This is a genomic window from Corynebacterium drakensteinense (assembly GCF_041224285.1).
In the GTDB taxonomy this organism is placed as follows: Bacteria; Actinomycetota; Actinomycetes; order Mycobacteriales; family Mycobacteriaceae; genus Corynebacterium.
Window position 1 is genome coordinate 34,872 of sequence record NZ_JAXOFP010000015.1, and the last position, 11,659, is coordinate 46,530.

Annotated in this window: 10 protein-coding genes; 4 read left to right on the plus strand and 6 right to left on the minus strand. The window is 54.6% G+C overall.

From position 1 onward, the window contains the following. Nucleotides 1-35: 35 nt before the first annotated feature. Entirely contained in the window at nucleotides 36-353 is a 318-nt protein-coding gene (locus tag U1140_RS08955) for a hypothetical protein (protein ID WP_284848731.1), read from the plus strand. A 236-nt stretch (nucleotides 354-589) separates the two neighbouring features. Here U1140_RS08955 and U1140_RS08960 read toward each other — a convergent pair whose 3' ends face one another. Next, entirely contained in the window at nucleotides 590-1,957 is a 1,368-nt protein-coding gene (locus U1140_RS08960) for an acid phosphatase (RefSeq protein WP_369847308.1), read from the minus strand. A 239-nt stretch (nucleotides 1,958-2,196) separates the two neighbouring features. Between U1140_RS08960 and U1140_RS08965 the strand changes: the two genes are divergently transcribed. After that, nucleotides 2,197-3,099 carry a trypsin-like serine protease gene (locus U1140_RS08965; protein WP_369847309.1) on the plus strand — a complete coding sequence of 301 codons (903 nt, stop codon included), beginning with the start codon at nucleotides 2,197-2,199 and terminating at the stop codon, nucleotides 3,097-3,099. A 40-nt stretch (nucleotides 3,100-3,139) separates the two neighbouring features. Here the strand turns inward: U1140_RS08965 and U1140_RS08970 are convergent, their stop codons facing one another. From U1140_RS08970 to U1140_RS08990, 5 genes are all read right to left on the minus strand, one after another. Continuing rightward, nucleotides 3,140-3,838 carry an alpha-ketoglutarate-dependent dioxygenase AlkB family protein gene (locus tag U1140_RS08970; RefSeq protein WP_369847310.1) on the minus strand — a complete coding sequence of 233 codons (699 nt, stop codon included), beginning with the start codon at nucleotides 3,836-3,838 and terminating at the stop codon, nucleotides 3,140-3,142. Between the two features lie 181 nt (nucleotides 3,839-4,019). Next, nucleotides 4,020-5,243: an amidohydrolase gene (locus tag U1140_RS08975; RefSeq protein WP_369847311.1), complete on the minus strand. Its 1,224-nt coding sequence runs from the start codon at nucleotides 5,241-5,243 to the stop codon at nucleotides 4,020-4,022. A 76-nt stretch (nucleotides 5,244-5,319) separates the two neighbouring features. Next, on the minus strand, nucleotides 5,320-6,627 hold the full coding sequence (locus U1140_RS08980) for a DUF3100 domain-containing protein (protein ID WP_369847312.1): 1,308 nt from the start codon (nucleotides 6,625-6,627) through the stop codon (nucleotides 5,320-5,322). Between the two features lie 79 nt (nucleotides 6,628-6,706). Beyond that, entirely contained in the window at nucleotides 6,707-7,336 is a 630-nt protein-coding gene (locus tag U1140_RS08985) for a DUF2335 domain-containing protein (RefSeq protein WP_369847315.1), read from the minus strand. 797 nt (nucleotides 7,337-8,133) lie between these two features. Next, nucleotides 8,134-9,162, minus strand: coding sequence for a DUF2891 family protein (locus U1140_RS08990; RefSeq protein ID WP_369847317.1), 1,029 nt, complete (start codon nucleotides 9,160-9,162; stop codon nucleotides 8,134-8,136). 108 nt (nucleotides 9,163-9,270) lie between these two features. Here U1140_RS08990 and U1140_RS08995 point away from each other — a divergent pair, with 108 nt between their 5' ends. Both U1140_RS08995 and U1140_RS09000 read left to right on the plus strand, forming a co-directional pair. Next, nucleotides 9,271-10,113: a MurR/RpiR family transcriptional regulator gene (locus U1140_RS08995; protein WP_369847319.1), complete on the plus strand. Its 843-nt coding sequence runs from the start codon at nucleotides 9,271-9,273 to the stop codon at nucleotides 10,111-10,113. A gap of 78 nt (nucleotides 10,114-10,191) precedes the next feature. After that, nucleotides 10,192-11,640, plus strand: coding sequence for a sodium:solute symporter family protein (locus U1140_RS09000; RefSeq protein ID WP_284611830.1), 1,449 nt, complete (start codon nucleotides 10,192-10,194; stop codon nucleotides 11,638-11,640). Nucleotides 11,641-11,659 lie beyond the last annotated feature (19 nt).

Genomic DNA, 11,659 nt, shown 5'->3' on the forward strand with positions numbered 1-11,659 from the left:
GAGCTAGAGCTTGTGAGAATAATCGGGGGATTTTTATGGATACGGCAGAAGTAGTTCTGCAAGTAGCACAGTTAGTTGTTGCATTAGCAGGCCTTATAGGGCTAGTTGCCACAATCCAGCAGAGGACCCATAGCGATAACCGGTCTGAATGGTGGAAACGCTATACCTGGTCACTGGAAAACATAACCAGCGACAACCTGTACGTGCGTGAATCTGCGTGGCGCAACATCAACGTACTGAATAAAAGCGCATTAATTACAAAGACTGAAAAATCTCTTATTGCTGGCATTGCTTATGAATTCATCGACGACGATAATGAAGAGCAGCGCCCGGGAGGAGATGAAGATGTTTAGAGAAACCGAACCACGAGTACTTCGAGCAAAAGCTCAAGCGGCGGTCTCCGGCAGCAAAATTACAGGGGACATACTCCCCCGCTATGTCTACGAGTTAGCCGAAGAACCTGTCCCTCCAGGCGCCACAGATAAGCTTCAAAAGGGTACGCCACCGCCTGAGGATAAAAGCTTACGCGGTCGACTCAAACGGTGGTGGAGGAGAAATTGGAGCTCAGAAGTCATCTTCGACGACTAACTTATTTCACCACTACTTCCCCGCCCGCGCCGATGCTTACCTGTGCATTCCAGGCGCGGGCTAGATTAATTCGCTGCCAGTCCCCTTTGGCTGGGTCGCGATCATCCAGTGGGTAGCCGGACGGCAAGGCGGTGTGGCGCAGTACTTCAGCACGCTGCTCGTAGCTGAGTTCTGGGAAGCGGGTTTCCAGTAACGCTGGTGCCGCTGTGGGGACATGCACCGGTTCATCGGTCGCGAAAATTGGTGTGAAGCCGTAGGTCATGCGTCGTGTGTAATCGGCTTCTGCTTGCTGGTCGCTGAGCGCATGCGAGTCTTCGGCAATCATCTCGGCAAAAGGTTTGCCCGCGCGCCATTCCATCTCTGCGACGATCTCTTCGCGGGCCTGCAGCAAAGCATCGCGCATTTTCGGATCATTCCAGCGATCCGCCGCCGCGGCCTGCCCAGTCATCCGCCCACCAATCACGTCCAGCGGGAAGTGCACGCCCATCACCAAGCGTGATTCGCCGGCCTCAGAACCACGGGCCAACAATTGCGTACCAACTTCCGGCAGCATCATTGCCAGCAAAGTGGTAATCCACGTCGCCTGGTTGGTGTGCCCGGACGGGAACGACTTGCTGGAGCCGTCGTAAAGCGAGCGCTCCGGTGACTCATGCCGCGTGATGCGCTCCGGGGCCTGGACGAATGGGCGGTCGTTGTTGAACAGCAGCTTTTCGGCTCGCCCCCAGCTCGCTATGCCACCGGCGCGGGCGGCATAACCGTTGCCCAGCAGGAACTCGGTTTTCGGCAGCCGCTTTTCGTGCAGGGCTTGCAAGAAGTGCTGGCCAAATTCGTTGCCAAGTGCCTCGGCTGCGGTGAACAGAACGCCATCTTTATCGGCCAACGCATCACGGATGGCCTTGTCGACGCGTTCTGGCTGTGCGTTGTTGTTGTAGTCAACGACGATATCGAGGTTTTTACGCATGACATCCGGGTGATTGCTGCGCAGGTCTTTGAACTCACGCACCACCTCGTAGTAAATGCCATACTGGTAAGACGAGATATCGGAGATATAACCGGTGAGGTAGGTTGCGTCGAAAGGCTTGGGCACCGGTGCGCCGTCGTGGTGTTTCGGGGTGGCGCCGATCGAGCTCAGCGGGCTGTGTTCTGCCCCCTCGTCGTGCTCACTGGAGAGTTTCGGCGCAGGCAATTGCAGCTGCGGGATCTCGAATGGCAGGGCGAAGTGCGTGGTGCTCGCGTGAAACGGGGCTGTCTTTGCGACGGCCTCCTCCTGCGCAGGCGACGCCGCGGGCACAATTATGACGGTGCCAGCTATCAGCGCGCTCGCAAACAGCGAGATATAACGACGCGGGCGCGCGGTAATCGGGTTCATGCACATACTCCTACAAAAGCAAGCCACGGTAATTTTATTTGTTCAGAAACCACAATAGCGAGTTGGGTTCCCGCGATAGGGATATGGATCTGGAAACTAGGAAGAAGCATATTTCGACTAGCAATGTTTCTACTTTGCTTAGGCTTAGTTCTATCATTAGAGCGTTAAAACATCAGAGAGTTAGAACCAAGCCCTGCGAACACGCTGCTGCTCCGGCGACGAGTAAAAAGGATGAATGAGTGCGCAATATCTTGGCTGCCACCCTAGCTGGTGCCGTCGGCTTTATCGGAGCGGCAACAGCCACCGCGCTGACTAATGGCACCGATGTTGCCACCACCGACGCCGCTGCCCAAGGCGTGGTCCAAGTAGCCAGTTGCACTGGCACCGTGGTTGCTGCCCAATGGGTTCTTACTGCCCAGCACTGCGTGGAAGTCCCTGATGTTCAGCGCACCGTCTACACCGGCGCAACCCGCGAACAACAGCACCGTGCAGAAAACCAATACGTGGCAGATTATGCTGTGTGGGCACCGCATGGTGATGTTGCTTTGGTGCATGTGAGCACGGCGTTTCCTGAAAAGATGATTCAGAATGTTCGCCGCGACGCGGTGGAGTTTGGCACTACCGGCAGTGTCTATGGTTGGGGCGCTGGAACGGAAGAGACGCTGCAATTTGCCCAAGCTGCCGTCGGTCGCACGACGCCGGGAATCCGCCCGGGCACAAACGAGGGCGCTCATGACGCATTCGTCGTGCAGTATTTGGGTGAGGCAAAAGCAGGGCGCGGCGATTCCGGTGGCCCGTTGTTCATCGACGGTGAGGTTGCCGGGGTGACCTCGTTTAAGGCTCGCCAGGGTGGTGGGCGCTACTCGCTGTTTGCTTCGCTGCATGGGCTAGGTGATTGGATTGCGCAGACTACCGCTGCCCCAGCGCAGCCGAGCGCTAGCGACACCCCGGCCGAGACTTCCCCGACTGCCCCACACCAGAATGGCCCCGTCACCAAGCCCGAGCATCCAAGCACCGAGCCCGCACCTCCCGTCGCCAAACCCAAGAATCCACAGCCCAAGGATCCAAAACCTGAGCAACCACGCGGGCCGCTAGGCACGCCTGGTGGCGGTGGCTCCAGCCTAGGGCTGTCGTCTTCTTAGCGCCCCTGCCCCCAAAACACAGACTGCGGGTATCGCCTGCTTAGCGCTCCCGTCCCTTCGGCGCCACAGAGACCTGACGGATCGTGATATTAATCCGGCCTTCGTCGAGCCCACAGCCGTCGGGAAGCGTCGCCTCATTCACGCGCACTACCCCGTGATAAGCAAAACGCTTCGGCCCGCCGAAAACCACCAGGTCGCCGGAGCACAGCGTCACATCGTCCCAGGGTTGGGTGCGTGATTCGGTGTGTCCCATCCGAAACAGTGCTTCGTCGCCAATGGAGAGCGAAATGACCGGCGCCCGGGATTCCTCAAATTCGTCGACGTGCATGCCCATCCCGGAACCCGGCGGATAGTAGTTGACCAGCACCATCTCTGGCACGAAGGTCTCTACCCACGGGGCTAATTCTTCGGCAACCCCCGCTGCCGCGCGCAACGCCACCGGCGCCAACGCAGCTAAACTGTCTGGCACTGGCGGGACGGTAGTGCCCGCAATCTTGTCGACGTACCGGTAACTCGGATAATGCCAGTACCTGCCTAAATGCAGCTGGTACACGCTCATTTGTCCGCCGGATTTTAACGTCGGGCGCAGCATCGCCATCGGAGTATCCGCGTATGTGCGGGCAATCTCGCGGACCTCGCGCACTAGCTCTGCTTGCTTGTCGACGCCCAACCACCCCGGCAGGTGCGCCACGCCCGACGCGATGCGCTCACTCGGGCGCGGCAGAGAATCAAACAACATGCTCTCACCGTATCGGCTGCTGTGGGCTGTGTCGACGGGCGCCACCCCACAGCGGGCGGCTCCCCGGCGACGAGCGTGACCCCCGATATGTTTACGCAATCGACATTAGACATGTTTAATGTCGATTTTTCGCCTGAAAATCGACATTACTTTTAATCGAATAATTCAATCAATCGTCTGATCAGCGCAAATACTCACACGCTGCCGAGACCAACGCCCTGGTTCCGGTTTCTAGAGTCGGCTGCAGAACCGGCGCGAATTTCGGGCTGTGGTTCGGGATGTTCACGCCTTCTGGCGCCCCACCCAGTAGCCAGAAGCAGTACGGTGTGCCGAAGGCGTCGGCAAGCACGGAGAAATCTTCCGAGGCCGTCAGTGGTTCGATGCGGTGCACGTTCTTCTCGCCCAGGTCACGTCCGAAGCTCGCGGTTAACCGGCTGGCCACCACGTCGTCGTTGTCTGTGACCGGGAAGGATTCGTAATAGCGGAACTCCGGTTCCCGCGGCGCACCGGCAGCTGCGGCTTCCCCGCGAGTGATCCGCTCGATCGCCGCGAGAATCCGTGCGCGCACTGCTTCGTCGTAGGCTCGCACGTTCAGCTTCAGCCGCGCGGTTTCCGGGATTACGTTCGGGCGCGTGCCGGCCTCCACGACACCGACGGTGACCACCCCAAATTCGTGCGGGCTCAGCTCACGCGCGACGATCGTCTGCAGCCGCTGCACCACGTTGGCGGCCAGCACAATCGGGTCCACGCTCAGGTGCGGCATCGAACCGTGCGAGCCGCGCCCATGCAGCGTAATATCCACGTTCACCGCCGTCGACATGAACGGGCCTGGCACCACGCCCACATGACCGGCTGGCACCGGGCCACAAAACACATGCTGTCCCAGCACCACATCTGGCTTGTCGACGCGCTCCACCAGACCATCGGCAACCATCGACTTTGAGCCCTCGCCGGTCTCTTCGCCCGGCTGAAACAGCAATTGCAACCGGCCGGACCACTGCTCGCGGTGGCGCATCATCAACGCCCCCATCGCCAGCAACGATGCCACGTGGCAATCGTGCCCGCAGGCGTGCATGACGGGGACGGTCTTGTTTTCTGGGTTCACCACCGTTGCCGTCGAGGCATAGTCCAGCCCGGTTTCCTCACGCACCGGCAGCGCATCAAAATCCGCGCGCAACATGACCTTCGCCCCAGGCCCGTTGTCCAGCGTGCCGACGAGCCCGCCGCCGATCTTATCGACGCGATACCCCAGCGCCTCCAGCTCACGAGCGATCACCCCGCGCGTGCGTACCTCCTGCATGCTCAGCTCGGGGTTGCGGTGCAGGTCCAGGTAAATCTCGGTTTGCCACTGCTCCACCGAGGCGTAGTCGCCCATGATCGTAGTAACCGCGCTAGCAGCATCCATGAAGTTTGCTCCTTCCAAATTCAGCTATCCAGTCCTTTTTACAAGCCAGCCGCAACGGCCCGCCACGACAGTCCCGCTACAACAACACATTCGCAATCGCGGCGGATCCCACGAAGGTGCCGGTGAACACCAGCAGGGCGATCACGGCAATCTGCACACCGGATTTTTTGAAGATCGAGACTTCCGTGCGCGAGATCGCCAACCCGGAATACGTTAACGCCGGGGTGAGCAGTGCCAACATATTCAGCTGATCCGTCGCGGCAATGAATGCTTCCGACCATGGCAAAAACGGCAGCGCTGCCAGGATCGCCACCACGGAAATCCACGCCACGTTGGGCACGCCGATGCGCACGTACTTCGTAATCAGCAGCCCGCCAATGCAGCAGGCGTAGAGGATCACCATGCCTGGTGCGGCAGCCAGCGGGTTTACCCCGGATTTTACCCAGTTCACTACCAGCGCCAGCGCGCACACCCACACCAGCGCAGCCAGGACTGTGCGGATCGGAAGCTCGGTGTCGCCTTCTTGGCCGGATTCCCATTCTTCGTCGGTGTATGCGCTGAAGTTGCTTGCCGACACCTTCTGCCGTCGTACTTTCGCCAGCACCGTAAACAGGCGTTCTGCTAGCGGTAGCGCGATGAACGCGGAGACGAACAATCCGGTGCCGTAGGTAAGCAGGTTGCTGGTGGCCGCGAATGCGCTGATCTCGTTGGCGGCATCCGGCACGGTTTCTGCCAACGCCGTGGAGCACGCGCCCATCATGCTGCCGGAGCCCACGCCACAGGCCATGGCCAGCGAGCGAATATCGAATAGCTCCCACGAGGCGAATAGCCCGGCCACCAGCGAGAAGTACACGCCGCCGAAGACGGTGCCCATGACGTAGACGCCCATCACGCCGATGCCTTCGGAGGATTTCAGACCGTATCTATCCGCAACCAGCGCGATATTTGGTTCCCGTGCGATGGAATGCGTCGCACCGATGGTTTCGCGCCCCATGTTGAACAGCAGCACGGCCACGGGCATGGCGATCAGCAGTGTGGCAACGTTGCCGAGTTCTTGCAGGATCAACGCGGGCCCGGCTGCGATGATGTCGCCGATTTGCGGGCCAATGCCGATGGCGAATTTCGCCATGAACGGCATCATGCAGATGAGAATCCACCGCGGCGCAATACCTGCGCCCTGCTTGCCGACGAGATTCCCCAGACCAGAAACAATATTCGGGTTGAACAGCAGCGAGAAGAAAAACGCGTACAGCAGCGGCAGCAAAACCACCGCGCCGATGCCGATGTCGATCTGGATGATGCCGATGACCTCTGCCAGGCATGCGAGCACCAACACGACTAGGTGCAGGCGCCAATGCATCAGGCGCGCGATAGTTTCAGCCATATAAGAAATTAAACTAGATGAATAACACCGCACAAAATACTGTATTCACGCTGTGTAGGCACAGCGTTAACTGCTTTTGTTAACTTGAGTTCTGGCTATCGCCATCTTTGTCGGATCGCCATCGCGGTGCGCTCACGGGGCGTAGAATGATTCCAACCAAGCTAAGAAAACCGAGCACCCCCATGCCAGTGGCGAACGGTGTCCGATCTAAAACTTCAAGAAAAACTGAGGCGATTAAGAAAAGAATTGTAAGTGCAGCAAATATCCACTGCCCGCGTTTTAATGACGCAGCTTCACTACGGATGGAATCCGCAATCGCGTTGTTAACTTCAGCATTCGATCGTGTCGCAGATGCAGCGGCATCTGAGGATTCCTCGGCCATTCTTACGATACGGTTCGCCAGCCCCGGCGAGATATCGTCGTAGCCTTTTAGTTCTGCAGGCGTGGGCAGCGGGGCAATGCGAGTAACGCTTACTTGTCTGGAGCGTTGTGAACGATCAAGTTCTATGGTATCGGGATTGGTTAATTCATCGTCTTGGTTTTGTAGCCGTCGATCGCCTCGCGAAGATATCTCCCGGTCTCTTCCCAACCTTTCACTAAGCTCTCGGCCGGATCGTGAATCTGAGCTTCTCGAACGATTCTGCCGTCGCTCAACCGAGCGATCACCCGGCCATTCTGATTGTGCAGATGTGGAGTCCTCATCTGACATCCTCTCTCCTTCTCGGCTTTCGGGATTGATCACGGGCTAAAATCGCGTTCAGGACGAAGCTCTTGATGCGCCCATTATTACATGAACAAACTCGCCAAGGAAATGATTAGCATCACATTGGCTTCGTTAAACCTCCGCGTTTAGCCCACAGTTTAGTCGGCAGTGCCAGAAGAAATTACCTTTTTGTCGCTTAACCCATAACCCGAAATATCAATAACCCCAGCGATTTACTCCTACTTCCGTAGTGCAGGGATCGTTCCGGGGCTTTCGGTTTAAAGATTAACATTCCCAACATGAATTATCGAAGACCAGCCCCGTTACGCTATTTCAGTGGTTTTCCTCTGCGCGAATGACACGGTACGCCGACCATTCAACGCCAGAAGCGCTACACCGTTGGAATACTCATCTCTCGAAGACCTATCTTGCCAACATTGACCATCTCGAAGTGCTTCTCCGAAATTGTATCCATGATGCCCTAACCAGAATATACAACGAACGATGGTTTGACGATGACCGAATAGCTTTCAGCAAGGAAGCTTTCGATGGTGCATGCGCTACAACACACGCAGGCGGCACTCCTGGTGAAATCTTGTAGCTCCTGATTGATGACTTTGAAGCTGGGACTTTAGCTACACTGGCTAAAGCAGCATAGTTAATCCCCGCCGTGTCCACTTTCCGGGGGTAGGCCCTAGCCCGATAAATGTTCAGCAAAACAACCAAATCACATACACCCCATTATCGAGACTGCGAAATGAGTCGTTAAACAAGCTGCAGAAGCGTAGGAACCGCTCAATCTTCTAAACCTGGACGCTCTCTTCCTCTGCGAGCTGTACCCGTAATGCGTACGTAATCAGCCAGTGCGTAGACATGAAATCTGCCTCTACCAATTGATCTTCTGCAAATTTTTTCAGTCCCGGTATCCCACTCTGGATCTGTCCTTGTAGAGAACTCGAGAATGAATCTGAGAGTTCCAAAAGCATCCAAGCTCTAGTTAAAGCTAGACCAAAAAGATGTGATTGCTTACCGTCATGTAAGTCATTAACTACCGGAGCACGTAAATACTGGCCAATTACGGCAGGTTGATCTGGAAAAAATCGTCCGAGCCAATCTCTGAAATCATTATAGTCAAGCACCTCCCGCATAAGTAACGCCTCGGTTAAACCCGCTGAGAGAAAGTCATGACCGCTAAATTCCCACTGTACCGGGTAATTGACGTCATTCTCGAACCAAAGCCGGGAATATTTGCGAATCGCTGCGTTCATGTCGTGCAAGCACAAAATTTGGCCGGCTTCGAAAGCAAGATACATGCTAAACGCTGTGTTATCGTGAACGCCGTGTCTAATCGGGGCTGACATAGTCGGCAACCATTCCATCAAAAGTTCTTCCACTGTCTGGACCAGCGGCGTCAATGCCAGAAGCCAGTGCTTCGCTTCAGGCTGTTTTGAACGAGCACACTCCGCAGCGAGTTGCATCACCCAGGCCCATCCGTATGGGCGTTCATAAGCAGGGTTTGTTAGCAAATAGTGTCGCTCAGCCTCAAGTTTGTCGGTAGTTAGCCGATCATCCAGTAAGGTAACGAGCTCAGTTTTAGTCTGTTCGTCGGACAGGTTACCCAACATCCGCACCGCGGTACACTGCATGTGAACACTCGAATGCCAATCAAATGCGCCCCAAAAACTCGGATGCAATTGACTCGGCACAATGGAGACATCATCTGCCGATTCGCTAACGTGATGCATCGATGATGGGTACTCAGTTTGAAGCACATTGATTATTCCCCGAGCCCATTTATCCTCACGAAAACCCCGTACTGCTTGACTACGCATTGAACCAATCCCTTCGGTGCAGCACACACCAACATCGCTTAAACTTGTCTCGAATATCTTTAAGACAGACTACTGACAAGCCCGATTTTTGCAAAGGATATTGCAATAGTGTCTTCAAAGCCAGAACAGTGGATCCGTTCACTAATCGCCGATAGAAAGCCATCACGCGCCATATCCTCCGTACTAAGCTACCTGTCAAAACAGCCGCACGACGCTGCATTTTCCACAGTCCAAGAAATCGCTATTGCTACTAAAGTTAATCCAGCAACCGTCGTCAGAACCGCTCAATTCCTTGGATACGAAGGCTGGACGTCTTTCAGTATCGACTACCGAGCCGTATTCTTAGAAGATTTGTCCGCCGGCCAGATAATCGGGAGAACAAGCACAAACCCCCCTTTACACGGACTAGATTCCATACTTGAGGATGCACGAAAGCTGCAAGAATTAGCCGAGACCATAGACATAAAAACTATCGAACGCCTAACCTCATCAATTACCAGCTCGCAGAAAACAATAATTCTGTCTACAGGCACTTTTAGCGGAGTTGGCCAGCAATTTGTTCATAATGCACAGCTTCTCGGGATCCACTGCACTGGACATTTCGGGGCACCGTCCGAGCAGATCAATGCAATTAATGCCGTAACCTCCGCCGATACTGTAATCATCATCTCCCTTTGGAAATATTCGAAAGTTCTCGATAGTTTCGGTGAATTCGCCCGCGAAAAAACTCAAAATGTGTTCAAAATTGGAAATAGCCAAAGCCACCAAAAGTATCCAGGGTTGGAAACTATTCCGCTCCCTGTCGACAGTGGCCGCATTTTCCCATCAACGATCGCAGCAGTTGCGTTCTTACAGGCGGTATTAAGCGAAATCGTGCATGTACAGGGAAAGAGCGCGCATGACAGCCTTGAGCAGATGGAACATCTCTGGAAACGTTTCAACATCACCTAAATGCAACGTTTATTGCATTTAGGTGTGGGCTAGGGCATAGTGTGCTTAAACACGTCACACTATGCCCTTAGGAGCGACATGATTAACGTCATCGTTTGCATCTCATACCTTGCCTTAATGATTGCAATTTCAGCGTGGTTTTCCCGAAAAAAGGAAGTCAACGGTGGCGAAGATTTCGTCATCGCCGGACAATCACTGCCTAGCTTCGTCGTTGCGGGAACGTTACTAACAACTTTCGTCGGTTCCGGCTCGATCATCGGCGGAGCGAGCTTTGCTTTCCAAAACGGGCCGTTGACCGGCATATTCTTCTTCCTCGGAACTCTCGTCGGAGCACTAATTCTTGGTATCGGTGCCAAGACAATTCGTCGTAAATCATTCCACACGGTCCCAGAGCTTTTGCGTAGTAGGTTTGGAAGGCCTGCTAGTGTTCTTGGGACCATTTTGGTGTTATTGGCTTTCATCGGGATCGCCGCTACCCAGTTCACTGGAGCAGGTTATATTTTCAGTCTGATTACGCCGCTTTCTGCATCACAGGGAACTATTATTTCTCTTTTCTTAATTACGTTTATTGCAATGTCCGGCGGCCTGAAATCCGTTGCGTGGACTGATTTTCTTTCCGCCTTGTTAATTATCATCGGTTTGCTGCTCGCACTCGCATATATTTTTATTCAGGATTTCGGTGGATTCGGTTCATACGTTGACCGGTTAGAACCAAGTATGAAATCTGTAACTGGAAACCTGACTGCATTGCAGATTCTGGGATTTTTTCTTCCTACTTTCTTGTTGTGCCTCGGTGATCAAAATATGCACCAGCGTCTTGCCGCAGCGAAAAGTGAAAATTCGGCCCAGCGAGCAACAATATTTTTCTTCATCGGCGGGTTATTCATTATTGCTCCGGTCATTTTGCTCGCATCCGCTGCATCTATTATTAACCCAGACTCAGATCCGGACATGGCTGTATTGGGACTAGCAGCGGAAGATTTCACACCTACTGGGGTTGGGGCAATCATCCTTGCGGCAGCTTTAGCGCTTGTCATCACAACAGGGTCATCTTATCTACTGACCTGCTCTGGCAATGTCGTCTTCGACCTGCTCGGCCAACATCGAAATAAAAAACCAGAATCGACTGACACCTTGGACGCTGGGCAGCAATTGCGCATTGCCCGAGTGTCTGTGATCGTAATTGCAATTCTAGGCTATGTCTTAAGTAGTTTCTTTCCCACCTTCCTGTCTCTGCAGATGTACGCCTACACGGTGTACGGAGCTGCACTTACGCCGGTCATTTGGGCTGCCCTTTTCTGGAGTCGTGCATCAAGATCAGGTGCTATCACGTCGATGATCGTCGGAGTCACCGTAACGATCGGCTGGGAGATCTTCGGCGAAGGGGTTAATTCAGTAGTTGTTGCTTTGCCGTTCTCTGTGGCAGCCCTCGTCGTTATTTCTTTATGCACAAAGAGCGCTCCGATGGACGCCATTTCCAGTGACTCTTCCACTTCAACACAAAAAATGGAAAACGCATCTTCATAGCCACCCACCCCTCTTCCCC